This is a genomic window from Halosolutus amylolyticus, assembly GCF_023566055.1.
In the GTDB taxonomy this organism is placed as follows: Archaea; Halobacteriota; Halobacteria; order Halobacteriales; family Natrialbaceae; genus Halosolutus; species Halosolutus amylolyticus.
In genome coordinates this window covers 204063-220343 of sequence record NZ_JALIQP010000007.1, presented here as the reverse complement: position 1 = coordinate 220343, position 16281 = coordinate 204063, and the positions used below count along the sequence as shown (strand labels likewise).

Annotated in this window: 16 protein-coding genes; 9 read left to right on the top strand and 7 right to left on the bottom strand. The window is 58.2% G+C overall.

What is annotated here, in order from left to right:
- The first annotated feature begins 21 nt into the window (after positions 1-21).
- Positions 22-1506: an HAL/PAL/TAL family ammonia-lyase gene (locus MUN73_RS21450; protein ID WP_250142551.1), complete on the top strand. Its 1485-nt coding sequence runs from the start codon at positions 22-24 to the stop codon at positions 1504-1506.
- Between the two features lie 154 nt (positions 1507-1660).
- Here MUN73_RS21450 and MUN73_RS21445 read toward each other — a convergent pair whose 3' ends face one another.
- The 5 genes from MUN73_RS21445 to MUN73_RS21425 all read right to left on the bottom strand — a co-directional run bounded on the left by MUN73_RS21445 (position 1661) and on the right by MUN73_RS21425 (position 5986).
- On the bottom strand, positions 1661-2359 hold the full coding sequence (locus tag MUN73_RS21445) for an ABC transporter permease (protein WP_250142550.1): 699 nt from the start codon (positions 2357-2359) through the stop codon (positions 1661-1663).
- Entirely contained in the window at positions 2352-3323 is a 972-nt protein-coding gene (locus MUN73_RS21440) for an ABC transporter ATP-binding protein (protein ID WP_250142549.1), read from the bottom strand. The genes MUN73_RS21445 and MUN73_RS21440 overlap by 8 nt, the downstream gene beginning before the upstream one ends.
- 2 nt (positions 3324-3325) lie before the next feature.
- Positions 3326-3946, bottom strand: coding sequence for an ABC transporter permease (locus MUN73_RS21435; RefSeq protein ID WP_250142548.1), 621 nt, complete (start codon positions 3944-3946; stop codon positions 3326-3328).
- 43 nt (positions 3947-3989) lie between these two features.
- Positions 3990-4922 (bottom strand): ABC transporter substrate-binding protein, encoded by a 933-nt coding sequence (locus tag MUN73_RS21430; RefSeq protein WP_250142547.1) that lies wholly within the window; start codon positions 4920-4922, stop codon positions 3990-3992.
- Between the two features lie 137 nt (positions 4923-5059).
- Positions 5060-5986: an ABC transporter substrate-binding protein gene (locus MUN73_RS21425; RefSeq protein ID WP_250142546.1), complete on the bottom strand. Its 927-nt coding sequence runs from the start codon at positions 5984-5986 to the stop codon at positions 5060-5062.
- A gap of 83 nt (positions 5987-6069) precedes the next feature.
- Between MUN73_RS21425 and MUN73_RS21420 the strand changes: the two genes are divergently transcribed.
- The 5 genes from MUN73_RS21420 (at position 6070) to MUN73_RS22725 (ending at position 11790) form a co-directional block, all read left to right on the top strand.
- Entirely contained in the window at positions 6070-6720 is a 651-nt protein-coding gene (locus MUN73_RS21420) for a helix-turn-helix domain-containing protein (RefSeq protein WP_250142545.1), read from the top strand.
- A 109-nt stretch (positions 6721-6829) separates the two neighbouring features.
- On the top strand, positions 6830-8599 hold the full coding sequence (gene hutU, locus MUN73_RS21415; RefSeq protein WP_250142565.1) for a urocanate hydratase: 1770 nt from the start codon (positions 6830-6832) through the stop codon (positions 8597-8599).
- Positions 8596-9570 carry a formimidoylglutamase gene (gene hutG, locus MUN73_RS21410; RefSeq protein ID WP_250142544.1) on the top strand — a complete coding sequence of 325 codons (975 nt, stop codon included), beginning with the start codon at positions 8596-8598 and terminating at the stop codon, positions 9568-9570. Before hutU ends, hutG begins: the two co-directional genes overlap by 4 nt.
- A complete protein-coding gene (gene hutI, locus MUN73_RS21405) occupies positions 9567-10841 on the top strand; it encodes an imidazolonepropionase (RefSeq protein ID WP_250142543.1) in 1275 nt (424 codons plus the stop codon). The genes hutG and hutI overlap by 4 nt, the downstream gene beginning before the upstream one ends.
- A gap of 25 nt (positions 10842-10866) precedes the next feature.
- On the top strand, positions 10867-11790 hold the full coding sequence (locus MUN73_RS22725) for a DMT family transporter (RefSeq protein ID WP_250142542.1): 924 nt from the start codon (positions 10867-10869) through the stop codon (positions 11788-11790).
- Between the two features lie 33 nt (positions 11791-11823).
- Here the strand turns inward: MUN73_RS22725 and MUN73_RS21395 are convergent, their stop codons facing one another.
- Positions 11824-12072 (bottom strand): DUF3179 domain-containing (seleno)protein, encoded by a 249-nt coding sequence (locus tag MUN73_RS21395; protein WP_250142541.1) that lies wholly within the window; start codon positions 12070-12072, stop codon positions 11824-11826.
- 771 nt (positions 12073-12843) lie between these two features.
- On the bottom strand, positions 12844-13218 hold the full coding sequence (locus MUN73_RS21390; RefSeq protein ID WP_250142540.1) for an HIT family protein: 375 nt from the start codon (positions 13216-13218) through the stop codon (positions 12844-12846).
- A gap of 641 nt (positions 13219-13859) precedes the next feature.
- Between MUN73_RS21390 and MUN73_RS21385 the strand changes: the two genes are divergently transcribed.
- From MUN73_RS21385 to MUN73_RS21375, 3 genes are all read left to right on the top strand, one after another.
- On the top strand, positions 13860-14138 hold the full coding sequence (locus MUN73_RS21385; RefSeq protein WP_250142539.1) for a DUF3006 domain-containing protein: 279 nt from the start codon (positions 13860-13862) through the stop codon (positions 14136-14138).
- Between the two features lie 235 nt (positions 14139-14373).
- Positions 14374-14649: a PadR family transcriptional regulator gene (locus tag MUN73_RS21380; protein ID WP_250142538.1), complete on the top strand. Its 276-nt coding sequence runs from the start codon at positions 14374-14376 to the stop codon at positions 14647-14649.
- Positions 14650-15710: 1061 nt separating this feature from the next.
- Positions 15711-16184, top strand: coding sequence for a cupin domain-containing protein (locus MUN73_RS21375; protein ID WP_250142537.1), 474 nt, complete (start codon positions 15711-15713; stop codon positions 16182-16184).
- Positions 16185-16281: the final 97 nt, after the last annotated feature.

Below are 16281 nucleotides of genomic sequence, written 5' to 3'. Positions count from 1 at the left end.
CAATCGAAACAGATACGTATCATGATCGAAATCGACGGAACGCTCACGATCGAGGAGGTGACCGCCGTCGCTCGCGACGGCGAACGAGTCGAACTCGCAGATGACGCCCGTGATAGGCTTGCGGCGAGTCGCAAGACGGTCGAGGATATTGTTGCCAGCAAGAAACGGGTGTACGGCGTCAACACAGGCTATGGAAACCTGAAAGACATCGCGGTTGACGCCGATGCACTTGAACAACAACAGCGGAATCTCCTGCGCAGTCACGCAGTCGCCGTTGGCGATCCCTACTCGACCGACACTGTCCGCGCGATGCTGGTCGTCCGCGCGAACGCACTCGCGCTTGGACGCTCTGGGGTTCGACCACTTCTCGTTGACCGACTTATTGATATGCTCAACGAAGGCGTCCACCCGGTTATCCGTTCGCGGGGAAACACCGACAACGCCTGTGCACTGGCCCCAGTCGGCCTCGTATTGATCGGAGAGGGCGAGGCGACAGTTGACGGCGAACGAGTCTCCGGTGATGAGGCGCTGGCCGCTGCGGGCCTCGATCCGATCGAGATCGCCCCCCGCGAGGGGCTCGCGATCATCAGTGGTACGACCGAGATGACCGCACTATCGGCGCTTTCAATCGACGATCTCCGGTCGCTCGTCATCGCCGCAGACATCGCGGGTGCGTGGACGATGTCCCTCGTCGGAAAAGAGCCAGGGGCGTTCGACGAGCGCGTCACCGACGCCCGCCCGTTCGGCGGCCACGCTGAGAGCGCTGCGACGGTCCGGTCGCTTCTTCCCGAGAGCGTAGGATCTGGTGAAGACATGTCCCAGGACCCGCTCTCGATCCGGTGTCTCCCGCAGGTCCACGGAACGCTTCGCGAGTACCTTGACACGGCCCGCGACATCGTCGAAACCGAACTCACGAGCGCAACAGGGAACCCACTGATCTTCCCTGACGGAACGACGCTCTCCTGTGGCAACTTCAACGGGCAACACGTCGCTGGGATCGCTGATCTGCTGTCGCTGACTGCGGCCAAGGTCGCTCACGCCTGCGAGCGCCGTGCAGGAGTGTTGCTCGACGCATGGGAGAAACTCCCCGCACACCTTGCGACCGACCCTGGACTCGAATCAGGGATGTCCCGCGTCCACTACGCGGCGGCGTCGCTTGCGACTGACGCAGCGTCGGTCGGTACTGCCAGCGAACGTTCATTCGTCGCCTCCTCGGGGCAAGAAGATCTCCACGCGTCAGGCGTGATCGCCGCAAACAAGCTTACGGAGGTAGTAATACTCGTCTCCCGGGTCGTCGCCGCCGAGTTGCTTTGTGCCGCCCGGGCAAGCCAACTGGGTTCGTCTAATCTCTCTGAGCCGCTGCTTGCGGTACTCAACCTTCTAGAAACTCGCGTTGGCCTCCCCCTAGAGGACGCCGTCTGGGATCACCGGCTGGAGTCGGTGGGTGACCTTCTTCTTGATGGAGAGATCGAGGCAACAGTCGCCGACGCTGGTGCTGATCTGTAGGCTGTCTGGCGAATGGCTAACAGCCTGTCGGTTAGCCGTATACACTGATCTAGTCGTATTGATCTGCCAATTGATCAATAGGGTTCCAGTCTGATTGATTCCTCGCTCGAGTCGACCGTTTGCTCTCGATAGAAACGCGTTCCGTGACTACCGATCAGGCGGTGATATCGTCCGTCTGTTGCTGGACGGCGACGCCCTCTGGTGTCACGTATGATTCGAGGTATTTGAAGAACTGATCGAAGAACAGCACTAGAAGTGCGCCTGGAATCGCCCCCGCCAGCATCAGGCTCGTGTCGACGGTCGAGAGCCCGCGAGTCACGAGGTCACCGAGCCCGCCGGCACCGATGAACGCGCCGAGGTAGGCGACGCCAACACAGAGCACCGTCGACGTCCGGATACCCGCGAAGATAACCGGGAGAGCGAGGGGGAGCTCAATGCGGCGAAGACGTTCCCACATCGTCATTCCCATCCCTCGCCCGGCGCGGACCTTGGATTCGTCGATGTTCTCAATGCCCGCAACCGTGTTCTTGAGCATCGGCAACAGCGCGTAAATCGTCATCGCAAGGATCGCCGGGCGCATCCCAATCCCTAGGTACGCGAACGAGAGAGCGATCACACCGAGCGCGGGCAGTGTCTGGGCAATCGCACCCGTGTTCATTACGATCGTGCTGATTGTCGGATTCCGCGTTGCGGCGATCCCTGCCGGCACGGCAACCGCGATGGCGATGAACTCGGCGATGAACACCATCGTGACGTGGCTGCGGAGCATCGTCGCGAAGTCACCAGGGTTGGCGAGGATGTAGTCGAGCCAGCCGGTCAGTGCCGATAGCGGAATGAGCGCAAGATCAGGCATGGTCACCCTCGATCACTGTCGTCGGATCCGCGTCGATTGCCGCCCTAATGTCGTTCTGATTCACCACCCCGATCGTCTCGCTGTCGCTGACGACCCGGAGTCCGCCGTCGACGGTGAGCAATCGCTGTAACGCCAATTTCAGCGAGGCGTCGGGTGCGACACTCGAACTGTTGCCGACTTCGGACGCCTCGTCGGGCGATCGCATCACGTCACGCACCGTGATAGCTTGAAGCTGTTTGAGCAGTCGGTCCTCGCCGATGAAGTCCTCAACGAACTGGTTTACGGGATTTCTAAGCAGTTCCTTGGGCGTGTCGTACTGGACCAGCTCGCCATTGCGTAGTACCGCGACACGATCACCCATCTTGATCGCCTCGTCGATGTCGTGGGTGACGAACACGATGGTAACGTCCAAGCCCTTCTGGATCTCGAGAAACTCGTCTTGGAGTTCCTCGCGAGTAATCGGGTCGAGCGCCCCGAACGGTTCGTCCATCAGGATCACCTCGGGATTGGCCGCAAGCGCGCGAGCGACGCCGACGCGCTGGCGTTGGCCGCCCGAGAGTTCGCCGGGATAGTTATTGCGTACCTCGGGAGGCAGTCGAATGAGTTCGAGCAACTCGGACACTCGCTCGTCGATCCGCTCTTCGTCCCAGCCGATCAGGTCAGGGACGATTCCGATGTTGTCCTCGACGGTCATATGATCGAACAGACCGATCTCCTGGATGACGTACCCGACGTTCCTGCGGAGTTCAATCGGGTCGACCTCGAGGATTGAGTCGCCATCAACGTAGATGTCGCCCTCGGACACTGATGTCAGACGATTAATCATCGTCATCGTCGTCGTCTTCCCGCAGCCAGAGGGACCCACGAGCGAGGCCGTCTCGCCGTGGGGAACCTCGAAGCTGATGCCGTCGACAGCCACTGTTCCATCCGGATACTCCTTTGTCACGTCGCTCAGTTCGATCATATTTAGTGTCCTCCCTGTTTCCCGCCGGGTAGTTGTCGTTGAATTCCGTATAGTCCGTAGTCGATACAAATGGCGATCAGTGCGACCACGATTGTCGCGCCAATGACCTGGTCGGTGTTGTATAATTCGATGCCGCGGAAGATCGACCGTCCTAGCCCGCCGGCCCCGAAGAATGCCGCGACAGTCGTGATACCGACGACGAGGATCGCCGCGTGACGGACCCCGGCGAAGATGACTGGAAGCGCCTTGGGAAGTTTCACCCGAAGCATGAGCTGGCGGTCGGTCATTCCAAGCCCCTTTCCGGCGCGGAGCATCGCGCTGTCGATGTCCCGGAGACCGATATACGTGTTGCGCGTCATCGGAAGCGCTGAGTAAAGCACGAGAGCCGTGATGGCCGGTAGCTCGCCGATACCGAGGACCGGGATCAGCAAGGGGAACATCGCCAGGCTGGGGATCGTCAGAACCATCCCCGCGCCGCCAAGCACCGCCCGAGCCACCTGATCATTATAATGCAGGAAGATTCCGAGCGGGATCCAGACGACGGTCGCGAACATGATTGCCGTAAGCGAGACGTTCAGGTGTTGGATCGTCTGCCGAATTAGGAGATCCGTGTTTTCTGTCATCCAGCCGATAAAGCTGATGCCGAGCATATGTGTTACTTAGGATTTACAGCAGTCCTTCCGACTTAAGCCAGTCTTCGGCAACCGCACGCGGGTCCTGCTCGTCGACGGCGACTTCGGCGTTGAGCTGTTGCATCGTCTCGGTGTCCAGATGTTCGGTGGGCGCATTGAGCGCTTCGCGAACATCGTCGTCGAGCGCTTCCTCCCTGACCAGTGGTGCCGGGTAATAAATGACAAACCAGGTCTCGTCGTCCTCGACGGTGCCAACGTCGAATTGCTGGAGTTGTGGGTCGGTCTGGAAGCCAACACCGAGGTCGACCTCGCCCTCCTCGACCGCTCGGTAGTTGATGGTGCCGATCGCCATCTCCTCGTAGGTGACGTTGTCCATACTGTCTTCGTACCCGTAGAACTCCGGCATGTCGCCCAGCGCCGTCGGATTTTCGAGGTATTGGTTCGACACGCCCCATGTGACCTCGTTGCCGTCGTTGATGTGCTCGGCCAGTCCGGTGATCGTCTCAACGCCGGTTTCCGCTTGCCATTCTTGATTGGCCGTCACGACGTAGGTATTGTTAAACGGAGCCATATCCAACCAGACGATTCCGTGTTCGTCTTCGTACTCTCCAGCGACCCGCTGGTACTGCTCATCCGGGTCCGTGATTTTCTCGTCTTCGAGCCCGAGGTGGTAATTTAGTCCCGTCCCGGTGTATTCCCAGTAGTGGTCGGTTTCGCCCTGGACGAGCGCCTCATGATTGGCCGTGTTGCCACCGAGCCCCGAGGAGTCGTCAACGCCGTACCCGGCGTCTTCCAGCATATGGATACTGATGTAGCTCAGGATGAGCTGTTCGGTAAACTCCTTGCCGCCCACGGTGATGTCGTCGCCGCCGCCGCCGTCTAAAAGAGCTAGACATCCCGCTGTCGATCCGAGCGCGCCAGCACCGGTCGCTTTGAGCAGTCGCCTTCGATTGACACTTGTTGTCATGTGCTGTGCTACACTCTCTACTCCAGATAAGAGTATCACTATTGACCGATAGGAGGGTGTTTTAAATACGACACACGCATTCTAAGCGTACGTGTACTCTGTGGCGTTTCCTCAGAAAGTGAGTAGCTAGTGACGACTCACAAGAGTCCTTCCGATTCGAGCCAGTCTTCGGCGACCGCACGCGGGTCACGCTCATCGACGGCAACTTCCGCATTGAGCTGTTGCATCGTTTCGGTATCCAGATGTTCGGTGGGTACATTGAGCGCTTTGCGGACATCGTCGTCGAGGGCTTCCTCCCTGACTAGTGGTGCTGGGTAGTAGACCACGAACCAGGTCTCGTCGTCCTCAACGATACCAACGTCGAACTGCTGAAGTTGTGGGTCGGTTTCGAAGCCGACACCGAGATCGACCTCGCCCTCTTCGACCGCTCGATAATTGATGGTGCCGATCGACATCTCCTCGTAGGAGACGTTGTCCATACTGTCTTCGTACCCGTAGAACTCCGGCATATCCCCCAGTGCCGTCGGGTTGTCGAGGTACTGAGTCGACACGCCCCACGTAACCTCGTTGCCGTCGTTGATATGCTCGGCCAGCCCAGTGAGTGTCTCAACGCCAGTTTCCGCTTGCCATTCTTGGTTGGCCGTCACGACGTAGGTGTTGTTAAACGGAGCCATGTCCAGCCAGACAATTCCGTGTTCGTCCTCGTACTCTTCGGCGACCCGCTGGTACTGCTCGTCCGGATCCGTGATCTTTTCGTCCTCGTATCCGAGGTGATGGTTCAGTGCAGTTCCAGTGTATTCCCAGTAGTGGTCAATCTCTCCCTGGACGATCCCCTCGTGGTTGGGGGTACTCCCCCCAAGGCCCGAGGAATCTTCGACGCCGTTTCCAGCGTTTTCCAGCATGTGGATGCTGATGTAGCTTAGGATGAGCTGCTCAGTGAACTCTTTTCCACCGACTGTTACGTCCCCGCCACTGTCCATAAGGCTGAGACAGCCGGCTGTTGATGCGATAGCTCCCGTCCCAGTAACTTTCAGCAGCTTCCTCCGTCCGGATTGTGTTAACATGTAACTCGATCCACGGGTATCGAAGTAATACTGCCATCCACCAAGCGGAGGGTATTTTAAGACTGTTCCGCGAATCGAAGGGCATGTACGAAGCGACGTTTCGTATCACGGGGGGCGTCGCCTACGAAGAAGCGACGCGGGGGACAGGCGCAACCGTCGAACTCTGGTGTAATGATCACTGCGACCTCTTATACGTGAGCAAGAGTGCTAGCGATCTGGTCAGACGCCATATCGAGGACCAAGTCGGAATCACTCACGTTGTTGAGGACGGCGAGGAAACAATCATCGTCACGAGTGAGTGTCTTAAATCGCGCTCACCGGACCACATCGAGTCGTTCCTCGCACGCCACAACTGCCTCCTCATGCCACCGATCCGGTATGAGAACGGGGGGAAGGTCTGCCGCGTGATCGCAGTCGACTCGAAACACCTGACGCGGTTCTACCGCGATGTTCAGTCGGAATTTACGGTCACGGTCGAGTCCAAACGCGAGATCAACAACCATGCTCAGACGCAACCCCTCGTGGCTCTAGGATCGTCGATTCCCGAACTCTCATCTCAGCAACACACCGCGCTTCTCACTGCCCACGAACGGGGGTACTACCGGATCCCGAGAGACGCCACGACCGCCGAACTGGCCGACGAGATGGACATCGACCGCCGAACCTTCGAGGAACACCTCCGTAGAGCGGAGAATAAGTTGATTGAGGCACTGATCGAATATCTCTTTAAGTGAGTACCTGCGATGCGTCGCTCGCGATTCGATCGCGTGATTGGTCTTAAAACATCCAGCATTAGCTGATGTGTAAACCTTCCCCAGTCGATCCGTATCGCCATGCATGGCAATGCAAGACAACGACCAAGAGACTTCGGAGACTGGTGAACCCAGTCCAGTCTGGGAGGAGTATCGAGGCGCGCAGACGGGGACTGACATCGAGTGCGAGGGCTGGCGCCAGGAGGCTGCCCTCCGCATGCTCAACAACAACCTCGATCCCGACGTCGCCGAAGATCCCGAAAATCTCGTCGTCTACGGTGGGACCGGACAGGCTGCCCGCTCGTGGGACGCCTACGAGACCATCGTCGAGGAACTCCGGTCGCTCGCCGACGATCAGACCCTGCTCGTACAGTCCGGCAAACCGGTCGGCGTCTTCGAGACTGGTGAGGACGCGCCTCGCGTGCTGATCGCCAACTCCAACCTCGTCGGCAATTGGGATTCCTGGGAGCACTTCCACGAGTTGGAGGCGAAGGGACTGATCATGTATGGACAGATGACTGCGGGCTCGTGGGCGTACATCGGCACGCAAGGGATCATCCAAGGTACCTACGAGACGCTCGCGGAGGCAGGTCGACAGCACTACGACGGCGATCTCGAGGGGAAGATCGTTGCGACTGCCGGCCTTGGCGGGATGGGAGGCGCACAGCCGCTGGCGGTGACGATGAATCAGGGCGTCTGTATCGCCGCGGAGGTTAGCGAGGAGCGCATCGATCGCCGCATTGAAACGGGCTACTGCCAGGAGAAGGCCGATAACCTCGATGAGGCTATCGAGCGCGCCCGCCAGCACGCCGAGCGCGGCGAGCCCTATTCCGTGGGCGTCCACATGAACGCTGTCGACCTGTTCGAAGGTTTACTTGAACGCGATGTCGTCCCGGACGTCGTCACGGACCAAACCAGCGCGCACGACGCCCTAGAGGGCTACTATCCGTCGGGATACACCGTCAAGGATGCCGACCAACTCCGCGAGGAGGACCCCGACCGCTACGTCGAGGAGGCCCTCGACACGATGGAGCGTCACGTCGATGCCATCATCGAACTGCAGGACCGAGGATCGATCGCCGTCGAGTACGGGAATAATATCCGGGGCCAGGTCGCGGACCACCGCGACGGCGACGAGCCGTGGCCACTCTCGGGCACCCCTGCCGATGAGCGCGATCCCTTCGACTTCCCCGGCTTCGTCCCCGCGTACATCCGTCCACAGTTCTGTCGCGGCCGTGGACCGTTCCGCTGGGTCGCGCTCTCGGGTGAGGAAGAGGACATCTACCGTACCGACAAGGCGGTTAAGAATCTGTTTCCCGAAAAGGAATCGCTTCACCGCTGGATCGACCTCGCCCAGGAGCAGGTCGAGTTCCAAGGGCTCCCGAGCAGGGTCTGCTGGCTCGGCTACCAGACTGGAGGCGATGACCTGACCGAGCGCGCCCGCTTTGCCCTCCGGATCAACGAACTCGTCTCGACAGGTGAGATTTCTGCACCGGTCGTCGTGACTCGCGACCACCTTGACGCCGGCTCTGTCGCGAGCCCGAACCGGGAAACTGAGTCGATGCAAGACGGATCGGACGCAGTCGCGGACTGGCCAATCCTCAACGCGCTGGTCAACTGTGCAGCTGGCGCTGACATCGTCAGCGTCCACGACGGCGGTGGCGTCGGAATCGGAAACTCCCTCCACGCGAACAACCACGTCATACTCGACGGCACCGACCGCGCCGCCGAAACAGCCCGGCGGGTATTCACAACTGATCCCGGGATGGGAGTGATCCGCCACGCCGACGCAGGGTACGAGGAGGCGATCGAGGAGGCATCGGCGTCGAACGTCGCCGTCCCGATGCGAGAGAACAAATGAGCTTCGTCGACGTCCGGACGTGGACGGCACCCTCTTCGGATCCGCACGATGAGCAGTTCGGCGACGTCATCGAGGCAACCCGCCCAGAGAATGCGGACAGCTATGATGCGGTGCTTGTCGGAGAACCCTACGACGGAGCAGTCATCGGCCGGCCAGGAGCACGAGAAGGGCCGACAGCACTCCGAACTGCACTGGCGGCAACGAAAACTTACTACCTCAATGGAAGGCCGGTTGGGGCTATCGGTGACCTCGGTGACATCGACATCCCATCAAACGAGAGCGTTCGCACCGCGCAGTCGGCGGTCCAAGAGGCAACAACTACGGCTCATGAACTCGACACTGTCCCTGTGTTTCTCGGGGGCGACAACTCGCTAACCTACCCGAACGTTGTGCCGTTGCTCAACGACGGCTCGGTCGGTGCGATCAGCTTCGACGCCCACTTCGACTGTCGTGCGGTCCGTGGTCAGCCCTCCAGCGGGACGCCGTACCGACAGCTGTACGAAGACGGCCTCGACGCCTTCGCGGTCGTCGGTGCGCGCCACTTCGAGAATTCGACGGAGTACGCCGAGTATGTCGACGAGTGCGGCGGCGCTATCGTCTCCGCGGACGATGTTGCCGACGATCCGATCGCCGCGGTCGACCGCGCGCTGGCGGCGATGACTAATGTCGACGCCGTCTACGTCAGCGTCGACCTGGACGTGCTCAACGCGCCGGAAGTTCCCGGTGTTAGCGCCCCCACACCCGGTGGAATCTCCACTCGCGAGTTGTTTCGGATGGTTCGCCGGGCGACGAGTATCGACAGGCTCGCCGGATTCGAGGTCGTCGAGTGCGCCCCGCCGCTCGAAGACGGCGATCGGACGGCCCGGGCGGGCGCTCGTGCGGTGGCCTACGCTCTGAGCGGAATCGCAGAGTCAGCGACGGACGACTCTCCCGCAGGCCGAGTACCGGGAGACGGAGGTGACTGCCATTGACAGACCTCGACGCCGTCGTCTACGGCGCAAATGAACTTGTCGTCGGTCCGGGCGACCCACTCGAGACGATCGAAGACGGGGCGATCGCGGTCATCGACGGTAACGTCGCCGCGGTCGGCCCGACTATGGACATACTCCGGGAGTATCCGACAGAGAACGCCGCCGAGTCGATCGATGCGACCGGTCGCGCGGTGCTTCCGGGCTTTGTCGATCCGCACACGCATGCGGTGTTCGCGGGCGACCGCTCCGGTGAGTTTGCAGCTAAACTCCGCGGGAAGACCTATCAAGAGATCATGGCCGAGGGTGGCGGTATTCTCTCGACAGTGCACTCGGTTCGCGAGGCCGATACCGAGCACTTGGTCGCGAACCTGCTCGATCATCTTGACGTGATGCTCGCTCACGGGACGACTACTGCTGAGGTAAAATCGGGCTACGGACTCGACACCGAGACTGAACTCCGGATGCTTGAGGCAATCGACCGGGCCAACGAGGTCCACCCGATTGACGTCGTCCCGACGTTTATGGGCGCGCACGCGGTACCCGACAACGCCGAGAGTACCGATGAGTATGTCAACTGCGTCGTCGACGAACAAATTCCCGCGGTCGCTGAGCAGGGTATCGCGGAATTCTGCGACGTGTTTTGCGAGGAGGATGTCTTTTCCGTTGATCAGTCTCGGGTTGTGCTTGAGGCCGGCGCGGCGGCAGGACTGACACCGAAGGTCCACGCCGAGGAGTTTACCCGACTCGGGGGCGCGCAGTTGGCCGCCGATCTCGGAGCAGCGAGTGCGGACCACCTCCTGCATGCGTCCGGCAACGATGCCGAAATGCTCGCTGAAGCCGGCGTCACGCCGGTGTGTCTCCCGGGTACCGCGTTTTCGCTTGGCGAGGACTACGCCGACGTCGATGCGTTCCGATCCGCCAATGCGCCGGTCGCGCTGGCAACGGACTTCAATCCGAACTGCTTCTCCCAGAGCATGCAGTTCGCGGTCGCGCTAGGCTGCATCGGGATGCGCATGACGCCAGCGGAGGCGACGGTCGCCGCGACGGTCAACGCAGCGAGCGCTATCGACCGCAACGACGGCACCGGGTCGCTCGAAGCGGGCGCGCCGGGCGATCTCGTTATCGCTGACGTTCCTTCGCACGTCCACGTCCCCTACAACTTCGCCGTGAACAACGCCGAGACGGTGATCAAAGGAGGGCGCCGCGTCTACGATCGCGACGACGGGATCAGGGACGACGACGGACACCGCCCGCAAGCGGGGTCAGAGTGATCACCGCCGTCGAACCGACCGAACCGTGACCGTCTCGCCGATCGGATCGACGGGGGGCGGTGACTTCCTCGGAGTCACGCTCGCTGCCTTCGCTGCCGCCCTAGTCGCGACCCAGGCAATCTGCATTCGCCAAGGTTCCCGAGAGGGGCGAACAACGAACGCGCTCGTAGTCGTTCTGGCGGTGAACGTCGCGGTACTGACGCCTGCGGCCGCCGTTACGTACTTCCCGGCGTATTCGCTCACTCCGCTGTCAGTCGCCGCGTTCGCCGCGACTGGTGTCGTGGGCACGATCCTTGGGCGGGCGTGTTACTATGCCAGCATCAACCGAATCGGCGCGAGTCGGACGGAGCCGATTAAGGCGTCACAGCCCCTCCACGCGACGCTGATTGCTGTCCTGCTCCTTGGCGAATCCGTATCCCTCGGACACCTGGCTGGGATCGTCTGTATCGTCCTCGGGGTCGCCTGGATCACCCGCGAAACTACGCGAGACCGGCCAGCTGGTGGGAGTGAGCGAAAATGGTTGTGGCTGATGTTCCCACTCGGGGCGGCTTTCCTTTACGGCGTCGAACCAACGCTTGCGAAGGTCGGATTTAGAGAGGGAACGCCTCTACTCGTCGGTCTCTCACTGAAGACGATCACGGCGATTGCGGGAGCCATCGCGTATCTCCAGTGGCGGGGGGTCGATATCAACCGGCCTTCGCTCAACAGTCCGTCGACGTTGTGGTTCACTGCCGCGGGTATCGCGAACACGCTATTCCTGCTCACCTACTATGCCGCCCTGGAGTTGACAGACGTGGTCGTCGTCGTTCCAATCATCCAAACCAGCCCACTCGTCATCGCAGTGTTGTCGTGGCTATTTCTCCCACGACTTGAGCGGGTCACCTGGCAGGTCGTAGCCGCCGCAAGCGTCGTGGTTCTTGGGGCTGGCACAGTAACGATCTACGGTTGAACCGGCACGATCTCAACGCCAAGCGCCGATCGTTCAGTCGTTGACGACCCCGCTGCCACAGAGCGGGCACCATATCACCGCGATCAGAACCGTTTCATCGCCGCGATCGAGCACGTCGTTGACGATTTTGTGATAATCGAGGATGCAAACCGGGTGCGACTTCGTTGGCGTTGTCTTGACGTCGATAACGTCGTCGTTGCCGTCGCCGAAATACGCCGTTCCGAACGCGGGGTCGTCGACGCTTGGAATCGCATCTTTCGGCACCACCTGACGGATGTTCACAGGCCCACCGACAAAGTGAGGTTTAATCGTCGTTCGACACAGTGGGCCGATACATTCCATAGACCGACCAGACTCTGATGGATCACTCGAACTCTCACCCGGCCTGATTCTATATCGGTTCAAAGATCGACGCGAAAATTATCAACGCAATAAGCCGCTCGTCTTTGACTAACTCAACCGCGTCGATATCAACAAAGCGTTCGAGCAACTCTTTACCGTCCTCTCAGGGCAAACTACTGTATACGCGTAACGGGATCGAAATCGAACTCGTTCCAACTACTGCCACAAACGGGATTCCCGGATCACACGAGTACATGATCCCCGAATGAACCTACAATAAGACCTCGCACTACGAGACAAGCTACGTGTTAGTTCGACGATATGCATTTATTTGTGTGCCCGCTCCATCGTGGTTACGAGGCCCTCAAAGAGATCATGACGGAATATGCCCGTGTCTGGGATCCCTCCCCTGACACCAACTTGTTACGTGCTGTCGGACAGGTCTGGCGAGCAACGAACAATGCTGTGGACGACCATATAATCGGCCCCGCAGTTGTGAAGGACATTTTCACGCATGTTGAGGTGTACATCGTCGAAAACCGTCAAACACGACTATCCGGGTGTATTCACGCAAGAATAGATACTGTCAAGCGGGAGTCTGTTGCCACAATTTCGTCGTAACAAACGAGTCAAGTACAAGGAGTGGGTGTTTATCAGCGTCGTCTTCCTGGAATCATCAACTATCTCGATAGAGTTGTTCAGCAAACTCCGTCAATACTGGCGCTTAGACGGTATAACTCCCCTCACACCGCCAGTTGGATCCTCGATATCCCCTTCGTATCTCGGAATGACGTGCCAGTGTAGGTGTTGGATTGTTTGACCGGCCTCAGGACCATTGTTCAGACCTATGTTGGTCGCGTCAGGATCGAATCGTCCCAGAATATATTCGTGTGCTTCCTCCAGGAATTCATACATTGTTTCATCATCAATTTCCTCTAAGCGCTCAATGTGGTCACGTGGAATCACGAGACTATGTCCCTCATTGACGGGAAATTGATCCAATATACAAAGGTACCGCTCATTCTCCAGCACGACCTCAGCGGGCTCTTTGCCTCGAATGATGTCACAGAATGTGCAAGAAGCCATTAAGACATCTATCTCAGTAACCCACCTTAGAATTAGTGGATAGTAACCGATGATCTGCGAGGGCAGTAGGGAAAGTTTTGTGTTCTAATCTTCATCTGTGAAGATAATGAATGATACTTCCCCGATGAATCGCGTGTGGGCTCATACTCGATGGGCATTCAAACGCAGCGTCTCGATTAGTCGCATCCCACTCTTTGGGGTCGCAGTCATGCAGACACTCAGAACCGTACTCACACGGCCGGGTGGGCCGATAGTAGTAGCCCCGTAGCGTGATCCGGTGTGCTTGACCTTAGCGTGAAGCGAGTGGCGGCTTTCATCCGTGATCGTCGGTCGTGTCAGGGCGCTTGTTGGCGATCCAGTCATCAAGGAGTTCACAGAGTTGGTCAGACAATGTCACAAGCCGCTCCCCGTCTTTCTTGTTTTTGATCGGCGTTCCTCAATCCGATCGGTGGTACACTTCGAAATGTGGTTCGTCTGAATGGTAGTCATCGAAATCCAGCGCATGTGCGGCCCCGGCGCGCATCATCGTGGGCCATAGCAGTCGAAACCGCTCTGTTGAAACCCTAAGTAGGTGACAAATTCTGACTCAGCTGCGGACTATACAGGTGATTCACTGACCGCGAGTGTAGAAGAATTGTGAGATGGATGGGACCTACACCGGCGTTGTGGACCGGATCGAGGACGGCGAGATCGGCGTGATCTTGCTCGAGGAGGACGAGGAGGTGATCGAGCAAGTCGACGTCCCCGCCGATCGACTGCCAGAGCCCGCTCAAACGGATGGAGGCGTGCTCTCGGTGACGCTCGAGAACGACGAGGTGGTGGCGATGGAGTACCGACCGGACGCAACGCGAGACCGTCGTGAGTCTGCTCGTGAGAAACTGAATCGGTTGTCGGAAAAGTTGTCCGATCGCGAGGAGTGAATTGAATCTGGAGGTGACGACAGGTAACTCTCAAGGAATGGATCGTCAGTACCATAGAGATCCAATAAGCTACCGAGTGGTTGTCAGAAGGCCCTATTGAATTCCACATCACGAGCAGTGAACGGTCAACAGCCTCTCCTTAGATATTGATCAGGCTGAGAGCTTCACCTGTTACTGACCTTCAATTCTAGTCGGCAAAGAAGCCAAATACCGTATCGTTGAAGATTCACGTAGAATGTACGACCTCACGGGATTTCAACGCGACCTGCTGTACGTGATCACAGGTGCCGACCAGCCGTCAGGCCAGGACGTCAAGGACGAAGTAGAGACTTACTACAACGCCGGGATTAATCACGGCCGGCTCTATCCGAATCTCGATACGCTCGTCAACAAAGAACTTGTCGAGAAGGGGCAACTCGACCGCCGGACGAACTACTATGCGATCACCGACGCAGGAGAGGAAACAATCCAGGACCGTCAAGAGTGGGAGCGGCAGTTCGTCGATTTCTAAGTCATGAATGTCTCTCACCGATCGGCAGTTCGTCGACGGCCTCTTTCGGCGTGACGTTCCACGAAACGAGCCGATCGGCAGCCAACTGTCACGCGTAGTGGGCAAGTTCGGGGTCCACGTCCTCGGTTTCGTAACTGAATTCGGCGAGTGCGATCGCGATCAGGAGGTCTTCCTGTCTATCGGAAAGCATCGCTGACCTTGGCCGCGGCTTCCGATAAAAAGTCTCGGTGGCTTATAGAAAACGCCGGCAGAAAGCTGGAAAATCACCCCCTATGGTGTGCCAACTGGAAAGACAACCCAGCTCCCAAAGCCAACGTTGGAACGTTTCCTGTTGATAGCGAGAGAGTCACGTGGTAGGTCGGACGTCTGCCGTCGGAGGGACAGAGATCCTATCTCCCGCCACTTGACTGATATCACTGCCCGGAATTAGCTCTATTGGCCAGCCCTGATCTATTTGACACTCTATATGGTTTGAAGGAGTAACCGCAGTGAATCTATAAGCCAATTACTCACGTGCGCATAGAGCACTACTCATGCTTGGGGGATGAGAAAGAGGTCTTTGTGCATTGCAGGTTGTAAACAGTCACCAACAAGTCGGAATATCGATGCTACCGCACAGTGCCGAGACTCTGGGCGGCGACGGTACTGATCGTGATATGCTTCTCGCTCGACGTTACGCGATCGCCTGCTCAAAGTCCCTCGAATAGCCGCGACTGATCACCTGTGTCAGGCCTTTACTCGCGCCCTGTACTGACCCTATGTGGTGATCCTCGACAAGGCTGATCAGATCGGAGACCAGGTCGCTTGTACAAACTTTCAAACCAACCTCTATGACTCACTTGCAAATCGCCAACGACGATGAGGAGTTCCTCGACCAACTCGAAGAGTCAGTACATACGCCTTCTCTACAGTGAACTGATCGCTAGTTCGTGACAAAATTGTAATTAATCTGGACCATAAGGATGAAACCAGTTCGACAAGAACCCTATTCTATGTGTCCCGACTCAAATCAAGAGTTGACGCCTGAGGAGTTGTTTTACGGCCACCTACCAGACCAAACGATGTACAAAGTCCAGACAAATCGGGCAGAAGACGTAGACGCCGAGGGTGTTCAAAGTACTCCGATAGTAATCAGAACAAACGAATTCCGGTTGCTCTATTTCGAAATGGAACCAGACGCAAAGATTGACTGGCACACGCATACTCCTGGTCTCGACGAAGTAAATATGTGTCTTGAGGGGCGGGCAAAGTACAGTCTCGAACGTGAAGACGGAAGTTATCAGACCATTGAGGTCGGTCCCATGGAATTTGTCTACGTACCGGGGGGTGCCAGACACAAAATTGAAACGGTAGGTGACCAAGTTCACGTGTCACTCTCTGCTGCGAAATTCGATACGATCGCACGGCTTGAATCACTTGAAGACGAGGATGCAGACGGTGCGGAAACGGACGAAACTGGATGGAACGATGTCCTCTTTGTTGACCGCAAGCGAGACGAGGTCGTCGCTATGGACAAAGAGTTCGTGTCGAAGTGAACTGCTCCTGTATGGAGTGGCTCGAGACACTCTGTGTCTCGGTATCTCGGAAACCACAGATATCCGTACGACACTGAGATACCTGGTGAGTCTACAG